Here is a 16,620-nt window from a genome sequence, read left to right as displayed (position 1 = left end):
ATAAAGTTCAAAAACAACCCGCCACTAGTCAATTCATCCTATATAGTTGCGTCTTTGGCTTTTTTAAGCCAATTTTGAGATAGTTTTCATCAATATTTTCTTAACCTTTTCTGCTTATGCAATCACTTATACGCAGCCTTGTACTGCTATTGGTTGGATTATCAGTGCTGGTAGAGGCTTATGCTCAGGATCGAGTGGTCACGGGCAAGGTCACATCAGCCACCGATGGCGCCGTACTACCTGGCGCCAACATACAGGTCAAAGGCACCAGCCGGGGTACAACAACAGATGGTAATGGAAATTACAAAATTGCCGTTGGTTCAAATTCATCGCTCGTTATTAGCCTGATCGGCATGGTCAGTCAAACAGTTGAAGTGGGTTCCAGAGACCAGATCAATGTTAGTTTGCTTGAATCTTCCTCCGAACTGAACGAAGTCGTTGTCACAGCGCTTGGCATCAAACAGGAGAAGCGGGCGCTAGGATACTCGGTAGGCGAAGTCAAAGGCACCGATATTTCCAATGCTCAGCGCGACAATTTTCTGGTAGGTATGCAAGGGCGGGTAGCTGGTCTGACGATGACAACGACCTCAGGCACGCCAGGGGCATCGGCCTCGATTCAACTACGTGGAGCCAGTTCGATTGGCGGCAACAACCAGCCACTGTTTGTTGTCGACGGTCTGCCCATCGACAACCGTACCTTCAATCAGGGAGCACTGGTGTCTAACCGTCCTAACCGCGACAATGACTACTTAAACCGGGCGGCCGATATCAATCCCAACGATATCGAAAGCATTACCGTATTGAAAGGCCCTGAAGCCGCTGCTCTGTATGGGATCGATGCCTCATCAGGTGCCATTGTTATTACGACGAAAAAAGGCGCTAAAGGCCCCGGCCGCGTAACGTATGATAATCGTTTTCAGAGTACTGAAGTATATCGTTTCCCCGAAGCGCAAACGACCTATGGACGTGGTACACTTGGCTACTCCAACGCGAATGCCACGACGTATTTTGGTCCTAAATATGCCGCCGATGCTCCGATCTACGACAACGTCCACAGCTTTTTCAAGAAAGGATTTACGCAGGTGCACAACGTAGGCATAGAAGGTGGAAGCGACAATGCAACCTATCGGCTGTCGACGAACTACACCAACCAGTCGGGGGTAGTACCGACAACTGGCTACAAACGCTTGTCGGTACGCTTGACCGGAACAGCTAAAATTAGCCCTAAGCTGGACGTGATGACATCGTTCAACTATGTTAACACCCAGGTTGACAAGGCCATTCGGGGTAACAATGGCTTTTTACTGGGTCTGCTGAGTTGGCCTGCCAACGACGATATAACGAACTATCTGAATCCCGATGGAACCCGCCGGATTCTACTCGGCAGCATTAACCAGCAGGAACCCGACAATCCATTCTTCTCCGTCAATAAAAATAAGAGTGGTGATATTACGAACCGGACAATTACCAACTTCCAGCTGAACTACAATCCTACGCCCTGGCTAAGTCTGACCGGGCGGTTTGGTGCCGATATTTATTCGACCCAAAGCAACTTGTTCTTGAATCCGGAATCGTGGCAGGGAACCGATGCAACGCTCGGCGGTTTTACCACAAAAGGGTCGGTTGAAAATGCGCTGGAAAATAATCAGTTATTGAATGGCAACTTGCTGGCTACTGTAAAGAAAAACTTCGGCAAGCTGAGCACATCGCTGTTGCTAGGGACTACGATTGACGACCGCAGTTATAAAGTCACAACGGCTTACGGCGAAAAACTTTATCTGCCCGATTTCAACTCGACCAACAACACCGACCCAACCACGCAGCGCAACAAATATACCCAGACCCAGCAACGGTTGCAGAGCGTATTGGGAAGTCTGACCCTGAACTACGATGAGTTGCTGATTCTAACCCTGACAGGCCGGAATGACTGGTCGTCGACACTGCCAGCCGCGAATCGGAGTTTCTTTTATCCGGCGGCTTCTCTGGCGTTCAACTTCTCTGACCTGCCAGGTTTAAAAAATCGGGGCAATACGTTCTATTACGGTAAACTGCGGGCCAGTTATGGACAAACAGGCCGCGATGCTCCGCCCTATCAGGTTAACTCAACGCTGGTTCCACAGACATCGACCGGCGGTGGTTTTGCCTATGGTTTCTACGGCAGCAACCCAAACCTGAAACCGGAACGGGGCGAAAGCTATGAATTGGGTACAGAGTTGATGTTTTTTGGTGGCCGGTTAGGACTCGACTTTGCTTACTACAACAAAACCTTGTCGCAGCAGATCGTGACCCAACGTCTTAGCTATGGAACGGGCTTTATCTTCGGCCTGCTCAACGGCGGTACTTTCAACAACCGGGGCGTTGAGCTTCAATTAAAAGGGTCGCCGGTTAAGAAGGCTGATTTTGGCTGGGATGTGATTTTGAACTTTACAAAGCTGAAAACAGATGTTAAAAGCCTGCCAGCTGAGGTACCGGAATATTACAACTCCGACACATGGGTCTACCTCAATGCCCGTTCCAGTGCATTTGTGAATAATCTCCAATCGTATTTCCCCAGTGATAACCCGGCTTACCGGAGCTACAACTTTAACTATTACCAACGGGGAAGCGGCTCGGCAACCGCTATCGGCGGTTACAGTTATGCCCGCAACAAAAACGGGGATATTCTGGTCAATCCCGCCAATGGATTGCCCATTACGAACGCTAACTTTTTGCCCATTGGCGACCGGAATCCTGATTTCAGCATTGGTTTAACTAATTCGTTCCGTTACAAATCATTGAGCTTGTCGTTCCTGCTCGACATCCGCAAAGGAGGTGATGTGTTCAACGGTACGGCCATGTATCTCTGGCGCAATGGCCTGAGCAAAAAATCACTGGATCGCGATACGCCTGTTGTATTTAAGGGTGTACTGCGTGATGGCAAAGAAGACACAGGTACGCCAACGCCAAACACGATTCAGGTAATACCGTCGCTACGTTCGACCGATTATTACAACTCGGTCCCAGAGTCAGAATTTGTTGAGAAAGACATCAACTGGCTTCGTCTGCGCGATGTAACGATTAGCTATGTGCTGCCGTCATCGGTGCTTAATAAGGGAAAGGTTTTCAAGCAGGCCAGTGTTTTCGTAAACGGGACCGATCTATTTCTACTGACGAATTACACCGGAGCTGATCCGAACGTAAATGGCACAACGGCAACCTCAGGTGGTGTTGGTGCGGCTGGTATCGACTATGGTACACTGTCTGTTCCCCGCGGTTTATCAGCAGGTTTCCGAATTGGATTCTAGAAATGGAATGTGGAGTTGATTATCAATTTTCGGACTGAGGCAAGTTAGAGAACTGCACCGAAAACGGCCAATGCAATACCACAGCTAAATCCGACACTATAAACGTCATAACATCAATGAAACGACTGACAATTCTCACGTTACTACTGGGCCTGCTTACGCTTAGTAGCTGTGAAAAATACCTCGACATAAACCGTGACCCCTCGAATCCGCAAATTGCGGAGGGCTACGTCTTATTACCGCCCATGTTGGCCAATCTGGCCTTTGCTGAACAATTCGACTCCCGCTTTATCGGCAAATACATCCAGAACTGGGGCGAAGCTACGGCTAATGATACGTGGGATCGGATGGGTTATAATGCGGGTTCCGATAATGCCGGGAACATCTGGCGGACGCATTACTGGAATCTTGGCGCAAACATCCAGCTCATGCTGGACGATGCTACAGCCAAACAAAAATGGGATTATAGTGGTGTCGCAAAAGCCATGTTTGCCTGGAGCTGGCAGACAACTACCGACTACCACGGCGAAATTATTCTGAAAGAAGCCTTCGAGCCAAACCGGTATGTATTCGATTATGACACGCAGGAAGAAGTCTATGCGTACGTTCAGAAGCTGGCCAATGACGCGCTGACCGACCTTAACCGTACCGATGGCAATGTGTCGCAGGCATCACTGGCGCGGGGCGATCTGACCTACGGTGGCGATCGCAGCAAATGGATCAAGTTCGTTTATGGCGTATTGGCCCGTAATGCCAACCACATCAGCAACAAAAGCACGTACAAACCCGATGCCGTAATTGATTTCTGCAATAAGTCGCTGGCCAGCAATGCCGATAATTTCAACGTACCATTTACAGCAGGCGGCAATTCGGCTCTGGCCAACTTTTTTGGTCCTTCCCGAAGCAATCTGGGTACCTATCGGCAAACTGATTTTCTGGTGAGCCTGCTCGATGGTCGTGTATTTAAAGGGGTTGTCGATCCTCGCCAATCCATCTTGACCACTGCCTCACCCGATGGTGTTTATCGCGGTGTGACACCTACACAGGGCGACCCCAACAACCTGAATGGCAATACCAAACGCATTCCAACTTTCTGGGGCGAATTACCCAACCTTGTCGTAGCGGGCACCACGCCAGGTAAGTACGTTTACAAAGACGGTGCGCCGTTTCCAATCCTGACTTACTCCGAAATCCAATTCATTAAGGCAGAAGCCGCGTTTATCAAAGGCGATAAGGCGATGGCCCTGACTGCTTATCAGGCCGGAATTGGGGCCGCCCTCGACTATGCGGGTGTGGCCGCGGCCGATAAGGCAAAATATCTGGCCAGTGCTGCAGTAGCACAAGCTGCATCCGATCTGAAAATCAGCGACATCATGCTGCAGAAGTACCTCGCCTTAGTCGGGCATGGAATCATCGAAACCTGGGTCGATATGCGCCGTTATCGCTATGCACCAACTGTCTATACGGGTTTCACACCGCCATCAACAGAGCAGCTTTTCCCCGATAACAACGGGAAAATTGCCTATCGGGTACGGCCACGTTACAATTCAGAGTATGTCTGGAACCGGGCATCGCTGGACAAATACGGCGGAAATGCGCTTGATTACCACACCGTTGAACCGTGGTTTATCCAGAAATAAATTGGGTGGTGTCGATTTTCTGGAATCGACACCTACTTAAGAGAACAAAGACAGGTACTAAAAAGCCGATACCACGTCAACATGAAACATATTCTAAAATCAATATTGCTCTTTAGCACTGGCCTGCTATTGCTCGCCTGTGGCGATGAAGCTAATTTTTTGGATTCGGTGGCTCCTTCAACAGGTGCCCGGGTGAAATTTTATAACCTGGCTCCCGACGTGACAGGAGTCGACATTTACGTAAACGATCAAAAATTTTCGGGCGTAAATACCGTACCGCCAGCCACATCGCTTCCACTGAGTTACACAAACTCATTTCCAGCTCTGGATTACGCGCTGGTAACACCAGGCACTGCTAAAGTGAAAATTGTAGCCCCTGCCAGCACTACGGCCAGTTCGGATGCCACATTGGCTACAACCGACCTTACGACTCAGGCCGACACGTATACATCGGTGTTTTTTTACGGGAATGCACCAGCTTACAGCAGCCTGATTCTGACCGATAATCTCACAGCAGCTGATCCAACTAAAGCCTACGTTCGCTTTATCAATTTGGTATCGGGAGCCGATGCCAGTGCTACGTATGACCTTGCCATAAACGGTGCAGTTGTTGCCACTGGTGTAGCGCCGTTGAAAGGTGTTGCTACGTTCACGGCCATTCCGGCTATTGCCTATAATACCACTGCCGTACCGGTGCAGCTTCGGGCAGCAGGTACAACGACGCTTGTGGGTGCGGCAACGACTTTACAGCCATACGCTGGTCGATTCTACACATTTATCGCCAGAGGAATTGTGGGCGGAACAGGCGCAAGAGCGGTGGGTATAACGGTTTCTACGAACCGGTAATTTTCTCGTAAACCTTCCAGGGTCTTCATGCTTATGTGCATGAAGACCTTTTTTTATGCCTGCCATTTTCCGGGTACTTTCTAATTTCCCGACTATCCCTACTGATTCAACCAGAAATAATCCGATATCATTTTTCTTCTCGTAGCTGGATCATGTGGGGAGCGATTTGTTACAATCGTTAGTGCCCGCTGTATCATCGTTTCAGAAATTGAGTGATCGGGCAATCCTATCGGTTAATTATGTCGTAAGTACTACATGAGGTGGTATGTCGTTGCTTCCGGGAAGTATACAACCGTCAGACCGTCAGTCTATTGGATAAGCTTTTCTGTTATCAAAGGCAACCCAGCATTGCGGTATATAAGTGAAAACTGTTCATTGATTATGATGCTTAGCGTTATAATACCAACACTTAACGAAGCCAATAACATTGGACAACTGGTGCACGACATTAAAACGTATGGTGGTCAGGATGTAGTTGATGTGCTCGTCGTTGACGGAGGCAGTTCCGATCAGACTATAGAACGAGCAAAACAGGCAGGGGCCAGCGTTATTGTTTCTCCCCTGCCCGGACGCGCCTATCAGATGAATTATGGAGCCCGGCTTACTACAGGTAATGTACTTTACTTCGTCCATGCCGATATAAAAATTCATCCTGATTTTGTGGCCGACATCACCAATTCACTAACAGATGGGAATGAGGCTGGGTGTTATCGGTTTCGTTTTGCGTCGTCTCATCCTTTATTACGGCTGAACAGTTATGGCACTCGCTTTCCAGGGCTAATGAGTCGCGGGGGTGATCAAACATTGTTCATTACACGTTCATTGTTTGACAAACTGGGTGGATTTCGCGAACGCTACGTTGTCATGGAAGACTTTGATATTATTGCCCGCATTCGGTCAATAGCTCGATTTTGCATTATTCCCAAGGATGTTATCGTCTCGGCCCGCAAGTATGAAGCGAACAGCTGGTTGCGTGTCCAGATAGCTAATCTAACCGCATTTTCACTCTTTTTTATGGATGTGTCGCCAATGCGAATTGCCCGCACGTATAAACGAATGCTGAAAAATGTATAGAAAATGAAGTAGAACAGAAACAGTTTGTGCCATACACTTTAGATCATGCATTGATAAGCGTATGAAAACGGTATTGCTGACGGGCGCCAACGGTTTTCTGGGCGGGCATTTATGCCGGGAATTACTTCAGCGTGGTTATGCTGTCCGGGCGTTTGTTCGTCCGGGAAGTGACAAGCGTGCACTCGACGGTTTACCATTAGATATCTGGACGGGTGATCTTCGTGAGCCAGCAAATGTACGGGCAGCAACCTATGGTTGTGATTATGTTATTCATGCCGGTGCTTTGACACAGGTTAATCCAGCTCGTTCACGAGCAGTTGTCGATAGTAACATTAACGGTACGGCAGCCGTTTTGGCCGCTGCCGTGCAGGCCGATATTGAACGGCTGATCTTTATAGGAACGGCCAACGTCTTTGGATTTGGTACCAGAAATAACCCCGGCGATGAAACTTTACCCTACATGGGAGCTCGGTATGGCCTGGATTATATGGATAGCAAACGGGCAGCAACCGATCTGGTCCTTCAGGCGGTTCAAAGCGATGCACTCCCGGCAGTACTAGTCCATCCGACATTTATGATTGGCCCTCTGGATTATAAAATCACATCAAATTCACTGCTACTGGCTCTGTATCGACGGCAAGTGGCAGGCATTCCGGTTGGCGGAAAAAATTACGTTCATGTTGCTGATGTAGCCACCGCAACGGTGAATGCCTTAACAATGGGAGCCGTTGGTGAGTCGTATATTCTGGGCAATGAGAACTTAAGTTACCGGGAGTTTTTTTCGCTTGTGGCCGATGTATCAAAAATCAGCAAACCTGTCTTCTCTGTTCCTCCCCTACTAGCGTCATTAATTGGTCAGCTAAGTGAAGTACAGCTACGACTACTTGGGCATCCAACCCGTCTTAATTCAGCCATGGCGATGGTCGCCAATGACGGGCACTACTTTCGTGTAAAAAAAGCAATTGATGCACTCAACTTACCCCAGACTCCAATCCGGGTCGCTGTTAGGCAGGCTTTTGACTGGTTCCGAACCCATAATTACCTCTAAACGGGTGAACATTGCCGCTAACCCTATCTTCTCTGAGCAGCAGAAACTCAAAAAAAGTAGCTCTGGAGCATCCGCTCTTTTTGCCGGAAAAGTAGCCATAGTCACCGGTTCCGAATCAGGTATCGGCCGTGCAACCGCCCGTGAACTCTGCCAGCAAGGGGCCAGTGTTGTGCTCAATGGTCTACATCTTGACCGACTGGAGCAAACCCGAATTGACTTTCAACGGGAAGGGCATCAGGTGGTTAGTTGCCTGGCAGACGTGACCGATTTCGCTCAGTGCGAATTGCTGATTTCGACGGCCATAAAGGCATTTGGTCGTATTGATATCCTTGTTACGAATGCGAGCATATCGATGCGAGCCTATTTTGTAGATCTCGCACCGGATATTTTTCAACGTGTATTAGACAGCAATGTCTATGGCTCGGTCTATCCGCTTAAAGCCGCACTCCCCTATCTTATCCAATCTGCCGGAAGCGTCACATTTATTTCTAGTATCTCGGCGCTGAATGGAATGCCCAGTGGTTCAGCCTATTGCGCCGGTAAAGCCGCACTTGTCAATCTGGCGCATACGCTACAGCTTGAGCTTCATCCAACGGGCATTCATTTTGGTGTGGTTCACATTGGTTTTACCGAGAATGATCCCGACAAACGGGTACTTGACGGCCATGGAAACCCTGTGCCAATTGCTTATCGAAATCCACGTTGGCAAATGACCCAGACTGAAGTAGCCCGGGCCCTGTTAAAGCATATTCATCGACGACGAAAAAAAACGATTCTCTCACCCACGGGTAAACTTAATTACTTCATGAATCGGTATTTTCCACGTCTAGCCGACCGTATTGTTCTCTGGACAATGAAAAACTGGGCTCACTTCTACGAATAAAGTGTTACCGCTTCACGAATCGTTGACGCAAGACACGGCTATCTGTCGTTCGGACCTCCAGTATATAGATTCCGGCTGGCAATGCCGACACATCAAGTTGGTTTATGGCACTGGTTGACTGGCTCACGGGGTGGCCCTGCATTGTATATACCATAACCTGCCCGATTTTGGCGCTGCTGTTGATACGAATTGTCAAATCACGATCAGCGGGATTTGGTGATAGATTGAGCTCATCGCCAGTTAAAGCAGCTTCATTAAGAACAGCGACTAGTTTAGAGTAGCTTGTTTTACCATCAATGTCGACCTGTTTGAGCCGGTAATAATTCCAGCCAGCCATAGGCACTTCATCAATGAACGAATACTGTTGTTTTGCATCACTCGTGCCTTTTCCCTCGACGCGGCCAATCAGTTGAAACGACTCAATATCAGCACTACGCTCAATATCAAAGTGCGCATTATCATGTTCTAATGACGTTGCCCAGGTTATTGCTACTGTTTTTGACTCTGTATAGCGGGCATTGAAGCCGGAGTAAGTAACAGGAAGAGGAATATCTGTGCCCTGTACAGTTACCATATCGAAGCGATAAGTACCGCTTGTACTATAGCCGCCACTAACTCCTTCATAAGCAGTTCCGCCACTACCACTCATTGTTGAAACAACTCGAAAACGAGCATTAGCATTGTTATTTAAGGCCGTAACTGATGAGAAATCAAACGTGTTACCATTAACCCAGGTAGTAGCAGTTGCTATTGTAATGGTGCTAAAGTCGACCCAGCTAGTGCCTCCAGTTGTGGAATACTGGATCGTTGCCATTTTTGCAGCTGATGCGCTCAGACGGAGGTCAAAAGAAAGTTTGATGTTCTGCTTGCCAGCCGTCGATACCCGTATTTCAAGCCCTGCGCTTTTGTTGTTTGTACCCTGAGCGGGAAACGATGCCAGGTTATCCGCAGAATTAAGAAGTAATGCGGGATCAGAACTCCCTGAGCCACTGTTAAATGCCGATGTAGTTCCGCCAACATTGGCTACGCTACCACTTCCTATAGAAGGCGTTGTCGTCCCAAGTCCAAGCAGTCCGTTAAAGTTCCATTGGGTGATTATCTGTGCCTGTGCAGCCAGGGTGAAAAACAACGAAACGATCAATAGGTAAATTTGCTTCATGGATCAATTGTATTTTTTATAAACTATTTAATGACAAATGTATAAAAATATATGTTACATTATTTCATATTTGATTATTTAATGAATTTTGATCATTTAATACAAAAAAAGCCCCTGACTTCAACGTCAGGGGCTTTCAATCTCTATTTTGCTGGCAACAAATACTAAGCTATAGTTTCCAGTTCTCTGTTCACTTTACGACTGCGTGAACGATCAGCCGGTTTTAAGCGAAGCAGAATGCGTTCTTTAATGCGCATCCAGCGTTCATATAATTTAGATTCTTTCAGAAAATTCCACTTTTCGGTTTTCTCTTCCTGCTTATGCTCTTCCGGATCATAAAGCATACCGGTGCAGAGACAATGTTTGCGGTTAGTGCGGGTTAGAATATCGAAATTAGCACAAGTCTGGCATCCTTTCCAGAATGCCTCATCGCCGGGCAACTCACTGAGTGTCACGGGCTGATAGCCCAGATCAGAGTTGATTTTCATCACGGCCAGACTTGTCGTAATACCAATAATCTTGGCATCCGGAAACATTGTCCGGGAAAGTTCGAAGGCTTTCCCTTTGATCCGTGTAGCGATACCACTCTTGCGATGTTCAGGATGAACAATCAGACCGGAGTTCGCCACGAATTTACCGTGCTCCCATGTCTCGATGTAGCAAAACCCAACCCAATCGCCCGAAAGGGTCATGGCAATAATGGCTTTACCTTCGAGCATTTTCTCCATAACGTAAATGGGTGAACGCTTGGCGATACCGGTTCCCCGGGCTTTCGCGCTCTCTTCCATTTCATGGCAGATTGTTTCGGCTAACCGCAGATGATTTTCATTGGCAACCTGAACAATGTATTGATCGTTTACTATTTCTGGCGTAATCATCGTCGTTAATAAGGCGGTTAGTTAACCGCAAACGGAGACGGCGTAATCCGTGCTGTTTGTTAAGATGAAAAAATGAGAAAAAGGCGGAAAACGTTTACCACATAGGCAAACAAAATGAAATGGTCCTTTCGGACCTAAACCGAAATGGCGTAGTATGGAAGAAGGTCGGTATGTATACGAGCTTAGCCATCGGTTTTTCGCTGAAAACGCGGACAATGTTAGAGAGATTATCCGGGTCTTGCAATAGAATAACGGTTTTTTTTTAAGATAGTTCGGCAACGGTCAAAACATTATCATTAATTGCTGTTCATACGCATCGCTCCACGAATTTCTGCCTGTTAATCAGGCTCATTTACTACCTATTACAAGTCAAAAACTTCCAATAACTCACGGCTTATTAACCTTTTATACACGATGACCAACTTTAAGCGAAAGCTTTCCAGTCATCAATCATACGGATTCCTTTATAAGGAGTAGTGTAGCAAAAAACGGGCCTACCGTCAATTTAGTATAAAGGAATGTTGAAATTAACCTGATCGCCGTACTTGATTATGGAGGTAACCACTCGTTTGACGATATGAATCGCCCCAGCGTTAGGGCTACTTCGTGTTAGTATAGAAGCGATTCGTGACTACTTTAGGAATAATAAGCTTCCGATTATGCCGATTACACGTCTACAGCATGAGTTACTGTATACTGGCTTGACCAGTGTTTTTGGTGAATTTGATGATCGCTTTTTCGCTTTAATTGAGCCTCAACTTCAGTGGGTGGAGATGAGCGGGGGCGACGTGCTCTTTAATCAAAATGATCCTGGTGACGCCATGTATTTTGTAAGTAGCGGACGCTTGCAGGTTTTCGTCGATGATAGCGATGGGAACCCCAGGCGAATTGGCGAAGTCATGCGGGGTGGAATCGTGGGCGAAATGAGTATTCTGGCCAATGAGCCTCTTTGGGCTACGGTCATTGCCTTACGCGATAGTGTCCTGATAAGGATTTCGAAAGAGGTTTTTGAACTACTCATCGCAGCCAATCCAAAAGTGGCGATGAACCTGAGCAAACGAATAATTGAGCGGCTTAAGTTCGCTCAACTTCCCCAGAAATCCATTAAGAAACGGGCCAATATCTGTCTGCTTGCCCTCCATGAACATATTGATCTGGAGAAAATAGGCCATGATTTAAGTGAGGTACTCCAGCAGAAAAGTACTGTTTACATCGCATCCAGTAAACTGGTGAATCAGTTATTTCAGAGCGATATAGCCCAGACGGCTAAAATTGACTGCGAAGAAAACTGGCAACTCTCCAACTGGCTCGATGAACAGGAATTACAACATGACTTTTTGATTTTGCTGGCCGACAAACCGGTTCGTCATGAACCTTATAACGAGTGGACAAAGCGGTGTTTACGTGAGGCCGATGAAGTCGTGCTGATTGCCGATGCCCAGCAATCTTTCCAATTGACCGATGCCGAAAAACACCAGCAGCTGGGGCGTTTGGTAACGGACCACATGCAGACACTGGTGCTGGTACACCCCGCCGATACGGTTACTCCCCACCATACTGCCGACTGGTTGCAGCACCGGCCACTGGTAAAACAGCATTATCATATTCGGCAGGGGCTGTCCCGTGATATAAGTCGTCTGGCCCGACTGCTTAGCGGAACGGCCATCGGGCTTGTACTGGCTGGGGGTGGCGCTAAGGGGTTTGCGCATCTGGGTGTATTAAAAGCCCTTCAGGAGTTCGATATTCCGGTTGATTTTGTGGGCGGTACCAGTGTTGGCGGCCTTCTGGCAGCGTCCATCTCATTCGATCAACCGCTGGATATTATGCGGCAGCATTTGAAAAAAGCAGCGTTTTTTAATCCAACTAAAGATTATAACTGGCTACCGTTGATTTCGCTCATCAGGGGAAAACGAATCGACCAGATGATTCAGGATACGGTCAGGGCTTTTATCGGACATTCGGAAGCGGATATTGAAGATATGTGGCTGACTTTGTTTACAGTATCGAGTAATTACACTCTGGCTCGCGAAGAGATCCATACGCGGGGGCCACTGGTCAAATACCTGAAAGCGACGACGGCTATTCCGGGCGTATTTCCTCCGGTTATCGATGGCGACAATCTGCTGGTCGATGGTGGAATGTTCAATAATTTTCCGGTAGATGTAATGAGCCGAATGCCCGTTGGCAAAGTGATTGGCGTTGATTTGAGCATCGATAAACTCCATAAGATGACTATCGATACCATACCAAGCCCAACTGAACTGTTGCGCGACCGGCTCCGACCAAAAAAGCTGCGAAAATACCGACTTCCTTCGTTACTCGCGATTATGCTCAATGCTACCCTATTGAGTAGTGCGGCCCGGCGAAACGAAACCAAACAGCACCTGGATCTTTACTTTAACCCCGACGTAACTCAATTCGGGCTGATGCAGTGGGCTTCGTTCGATAACGTAGTAGATATGGGTTATGAGCACGCCAAAAGCATATTACTGCAAATGACCGAAGCTGAACGGGAGGCTTTTCGGGGGTAAATTCGTCTTGATGTCGCGTCGGTCCTGATACATCAAAACGACGAATACAAGTTTCCTGCCAGAAGCCAAGAGTCAGTCTAAGTCTCGACTGGCAGCCGGTACAGCAAAAGCACCAGATTACTGACCCTAGAATCATTGAATGCCTTCAACTCCCTGTTGATCAGCAAAGATAAATCTACATGCATGAGCTGCCTGTTAGTCGTCTTCAAATAAATCGTACCGTTATTGCCGAAAGTAGGTGATTCAACTTTCAGATTTGATAAGTAGCTTGCAGTACTACCGGCCGTACCGTTATGCTACATCTCCGTAAATCCCTTTTCCGTATCCTCGAGACCTCGGCTGGCAAGCGCCGGGGAATCAGTTTGATCTTCAATCTGCTGCTGATCACCATTATTACGCTAAACGCACTTGCGATTGTACTTCATACTGTTCCGGAATATAATCAGCGTTTTGCCCGATTATTTTACGATTTTGAAGTGTTTTCAGTCGGTTTTTTTACCGTCGAATATGTGTTGCGCATCTGGGTATGCGTCGAGAATGAGAAGTATCACCATTGGTTCTGGGGGCGGGTGCGCTACATTTTCTCTACAGCTGCCCTCATCGATTTTCTAGCCATTTTCCCCTTTTACTTTACCTTATTTGCCACCGATCTCGCCATCGTCCGGATTTTGCGGCTATTCCGAATTTTTCGTCTGTTTCGCATCTCGCGCTATTCGCACGCATTCCGCATGATTCAGAGTGTGGTCAAGGACAAAAAAGAAGAACTCATTTTAAGCACAATACTTGTCATTTTCATGCTGATCATTGTCTCCAGTGTCATGTATTATGTCGAGCATTCGGCCCAGCCCGATAAGTTTTCGAGCATTCCGGCTACCATGTGGTGGGGTGTTACCGCAATGACAACGGTTGGATACGGTGATATTCACCCAATAACTCCGCTTGGAAAATTGCTGGGCGGTACTGCGGCTATTGTCGGAATTGGGCTGTTTGCTTTACCAACCGGTATTTTAGTATCAGGCTTCAATGAACATATCCGTGTTCAGAAGAAACCAAGAATCACCTACTGCCCTCATTGTGGAAAAGAGATCGTCAATCATTAATCGTTGGTAGAATAGCCAGTTTGGTAGACGGCAAAACGGGGATTTCCTACTATTTCTGTCTTGTTTTGGTGATGGAATGAATGGTCTGTAAAAATCACGTTCATAGTACTATAGGCCATATTCTGGGTCATTTATTATGAATAAAACAATGCTTGCCGACAGCTAATAATCGAGCAAACAGGGCCAACTGACCCAATCCCTCGTTTGAAATCCGGCCTGACCTTGCTAACTTTGAGTATGGAAAATTTCGTGGTCTCGGCCCGCAAGTACCGTCCTGCCACCTTCGACACCGTCGTAGGACAGGAGCACATTACCACCACACTTAAAAACGCGATCAAGACCAATCACTTAGCGTCAGCGTTTCTATTCTGTGGGCCGCGGGGAGTCGGCAAGACGACCTGCGCCCGTATTCTGGCCAAGACAATTAATTGCCAAAATCTAACTGCCGAGGGTGAAGCCTGCGATACCTGCGAGTCATGCGTGAGCTTCAACCAAAGTGCGTCGTTTAATATTCACGAACTGGATGCGGCTTCTAATAACTCCGTTGAAGATATCCGTAATCTGATCGATCAGGTTCGTTATCCGCCCCAGTCGGGTAAGTATAAGATTTACATCATTGACGAGGTGCATATGCTCTCGTCGGCGGCTTTTAATGCCTTTTTGAAAACACTGGAGGAACCCCCCTCCTACGCTATTTTCATTCTGGCAACGACCGAAAAACACAAAATTCTGCCGACAATTCTGTCACGATGCCAGATTTTTGACTTTAACCGGATTCAGCCACAGCATATCGCCAGCCACCTTGCCCAAATCGCACAAAAAGAAGGCATCGTGGCAGAAAGTGAAGCGCTTGACCTAATCGCCCAAAAAGCCGATGGTGGGCTTCGCGATGCGTTGTCGATGTTCGATCTGAATGTCACGTTCGCTGCCGACCGAATCATCCGGTATAAGGAGGTGCTGGATAATCTGCACATCCTCGATTACGACTACTATTTCAAACTGACCGATCTGCTGTTGTCGGGCAATCTACCGCAGAGTCTCCTCACGGCGGATGAAATTCTGCGCAAAGGATTTGATGGCCACCAGTTTGTAGTTGGTTTATGCCGCCACTTCCGCGATTTACTGGTTTGCAAGGATGCAGCAACCGTTCAGTTACTGCAAGTGACCGAGAACGTTCGGCGGCAGTACCTCGACCAATCGGCACGGGCTCCCATGTCATTTTTGCTGTCGGCGCTGAGCCTGGGCGGGCAGTGTGATATGAACTACAAGCAGGCCAAAGACCAGCGGTTACATACCGAACTTTGGCTGATGAAACTGGCCAATCTGCGTAACCTGCTCAATTGGGAGGCTGTCCCTGAGTTACCGCTCAATGGCTCACTAACCAGCGAGTGTTCTACTGCCGATCAGCCGGCAGATGAAAAAAAAAACAGCGATCCAATTCACGAACAGCCCATTCAGTCAGCAGCTAGTATCGGCCAGTTGATTGAACAGCACCCAATCACCAGCGAACCCATTAATGGTTACAGGACTGCCCCGGCAACAAACGGCACCAATGGAACGGCGTTTACAGGTAGTCCTACAAATGGGAATACAGCCGTAGGCAGCACATCCATTATCGATACGGCTACCCTACCAAATCCTTCTACAATAAAGCCAAAGATTGCTCCACCAACACGCCCGGCCACGAGCCGTCTTCGGCCAACGGTTGCGCTAACTGCCAGCCCTGTTCAGCCTACGACAGAAACGGCGGAAGAAGTTGTTGTAGCCGTGCCTATGCGGCCAGATAAACCATTCAGTCTGGAGGAGTTACAGGATTCCTGGTTAACATTTGCCAAAATCCGGCATAGCCAGAATGATTCCGCTACGGAACAGCTGGTATTGAATCGAGTAATCACGCTCGATGGCACTACTATTCATATAACCCTGGACAACACTTTGCAGGTCGGTTACCTCACAGAGTTAAAGCCCGAATTGCTTGGCTATCTACGCTCCGAACTACAGAATAGCAAGATCCAGGTTGAACACACGGTGATGGTTCAGGAGGTTAAGAAGATGATTTACAGCTCGCTGGACAAATTTAATTACCTCGCCGAAAAAAATCCGGCTCTGCATGAACTCAGAAAGGTGCTGAACCTGGAAGTTGATTATTAATCTGAACCGGGATTTAAGTGATTCTA

General features: G+C 47.7%; 11 protein-coding genes. 9 read left to right on the top strand and 2 right to left on the bottom strand.

Going from position 1 to position 16,620, the window contains the following annotated elements; translation table 11 throughout:
- The first annotated feature begins 116 nt into the window (after positions 1–116).
- The 6 genes from G8759_RS06595 (at position 117) to G8759_RS06570 (ending at position 8,775) form a co-directional block, all read left to right on the top strand.
- Complete coding sequence (locus G8759_RS06595; protein WP_167206354.1) at positions 117–3,284, top strand: SusC/RagA family TonB-linked outer membrane protein; 3,168 nt, start codon at positions 117–119, stop codon at positions 3,282–3,284.
- A 116-nt stretch (positions 3,285–3,400) separates the two neighbouring features.
- A complete protein-coding gene (locus G8759_RS06590) occupies positions 3,401–4,924 on the top strand; it encodes a SusD/RagB family nutrient-binding outer membrane lipoprotein (protein ID WP_167206352.1) in 1,524 nt (507 codons plus the stop codon).
- A gap of 81 nt (positions 4,925–5,005) precedes the next feature.
- Positions 5,006–5,770 carry a DUF4397 domain-containing protein gene (locus G8759_RS06585; protein ID WP_167206350.1) on the top strand — a complete coding sequence of 255 codons (765 nt, stop codon included), beginning with the start codon at positions 5,006–5,008 and terminating at the stop codon, positions 5,768–5,770.
- Positions 5,771–6,151: 381 nt separating this feature from the next.
- Positions 6,152–6,844 carry a TIGR04283 family arsenosugar biosynthesis glycosyltransferase gene (locus G8759_RS06580; protein WP_167206348.1) on the top strand — a complete coding sequence of 231 codons (693 nt, stop codon included), beginning with the start codon at positions 6,152–6,154 and terminating at the stop codon, positions 6,842–6,844.
- A gap of 61 nt (positions 6,845–6,905) precedes the next feature.
- Positions 6,906–7,892 carry an NAD-dependent epimerase/dehydratase family protein gene (locus G8759_RS06575; protein ID WP_167206346.1) on the top strand — a complete coding sequence of 329 codons (987 nt, stop codon included), beginning with the start codon at positions 6,906–6,908 and terminating at the stop codon, positions 7,890–7,892.
- Between the two features lie 4 nt (positions 7,893–7,896).
- The gene (locus tag G8759_RS06570; RefSeq protein WP_232074153.1) at positions 7,897–8,775 is read left to right on the top strand and encodes an SDR family oxidoreductase; all 879 of its coding nucleotides are present in this window, start codon (positions 7,897–7,899) and stop codon (positions 8,773–8,775) included.
- Between the two features lie 4 nt (positions 8,776–8,779).
- Here G8759_RS06570 and G8759_RS06565 read toward each other — a convergent pair whose 3' ends face one another.
- The gene (locus tag G8759_RS06565) at positions 8,780–9,934 is read right to left on the bottom strand and encodes a T9SS type A sorting domain-containing protein (RefSeq protein WP_167206342.1); all 1,155 of its coding nucleotides are present in this window, start codon (positions 9,932–9,934) and stop codon (positions 8,780–8,782) included.
- 164 nt (positions 9,935–10,098) lie between these two features.
- On the bottom strand, positions 10,099–10,812 hold the full coding sequence (locus tag G8759_RS06560; RefSeq protein WP_167206340.1) for a GNAT family N-acetyltransferase: 714 nt from the start codon (positions 10,810–10,812) through the stop codon (positions 10,099–10,101).
- A gap of 659 nt (positions 10,813–11,471) precedes the next feature.
- Between G8759_RS06560 and G8759_RS06555 the strand changes: the two genes are divergently transcribed.
- The 3 genes from G8759_RS06555 to G8759_RS06545 all read left to right on the top strand — a co-directional run bounded on the left by G8759_RS06555 (position 11,472) and on the right by G8759_RS06545 (position 16,594).
- Entirely contained in the window at positions 11,472–13,343 is a 1,872-nt protein-coding gene (locus tag G8759_RS06555) for a patatin-like phospholipase family protein (protein WP_167206338.1), read from the top strand.
- A gap of 293 nt (positions 13,344–13,636) precedes the next feature.
- Complete coding sequence (locus G8759_RS06550; RefSeq protein WP_167206336.1) at positions 13,637–14,443, top strand: ion transporter; 807 nt, start codon at positions 13,637–13,639, stop codon at positions 14,441–14,443.
- A 237-nt stretch (positions 14,444–14,680) separates the two neighbouring features.
- Complete coding sequence (locus tag G8759_RS06545; protein ID WP_167206334.1) at positions 14,681–16,594, top strand: DNA polymerase III subunit gamma/tau; 1,914 nt, start codon at positions 14,681–14,683, stop codon at positions 16,592–16,594.
- Positions 16,595–16,620 lie beyond the last annotated feature (26 nt).

Source organism: Spirosoma aureum (genome assembly GCF_011604685.1).
In the GTDB taxonomy this organism is placed as follows: Bacteria; Bacteroidota; Bacteroidia; order Cytophagales; family Spirosomataceae; genus Spirosoma; species Spirosoma aureum.
The sequence above is the reverse complement of the archived record's forward strand: the minus strand, read 5'-3'. Positions and strand labels throughout refer to the sequence as shown.

Bases quoted from the DNA above. Each gene is read 5' to 3' on its own strand.
- G8759_RS06595 (WP_167206354.1), top strand. From the start codon at position 117: ATGCAATCACTTATACGCAGCCTTGTACTGCTATTGGTTGGATTATCA.
- G8759_RS06590 (WP_167206352.1), top strand. From the start codon at position 3,401: ATGAAACGACTGACAATTCTCACGTTACTACTGGGCCTGCTTACGCTT.
- G8759_RS06585 (WP_167206350.1), top strand. From the start codon at position 5,006: ATGAAACATATTCTAAAATCAATATTGCTCTTTAGCACTGGCCTGCTA.
- G8759_RS06580 (WP_167206348.1), top strand. From the start codon at position 6,152: ATGATGCTTAGCGTTATAATACCAACACTTAACGAAGCCAATAACATT.
- G8759_RS06575 (WP_167206346.1), top strand. From the start codon at position 6,906: ATGAAAACGGTATTGCTGACGGGCGCCAACGGTTTTCTGGGCGGGCAT.
- G8759_RS06565 (WP_167206342.1), bottom strand. From the start codon at position 9,934: ATGAAGCAAATTTACCTATTGATCGTTTCGTTGTTTTTCACCCTGGCT.
- G8759_RS06560 (WP_167206340.1), bottom strand. From the start codon at position 10,812: ATGATTACGCCAGAAATAGTAAACGATCAATACATTGTTCAGGTTGCC.
- G8759_RS06555 (WP_167206338.1), top strand. From the start codon at position 11,472: ATGCCGATTACACGTCTACAGCATGAGTTACTGTATACTGGCTTGACC.
- G8759_RS06550 (WP_167206336.1), top strand. From the start codon at position 13,637: ATGCTACATCTCCGTAAATCCCTTTTCCGTATCCTCGAGACCTCGGCT.
- G8759_RS06545 (WP_167206334.1), top strand. From the start codon at position 14,681: ATGGAAAATTTCGTGGTCTCGGCCCGCAAGTACCGTCCTGCCACCTTC.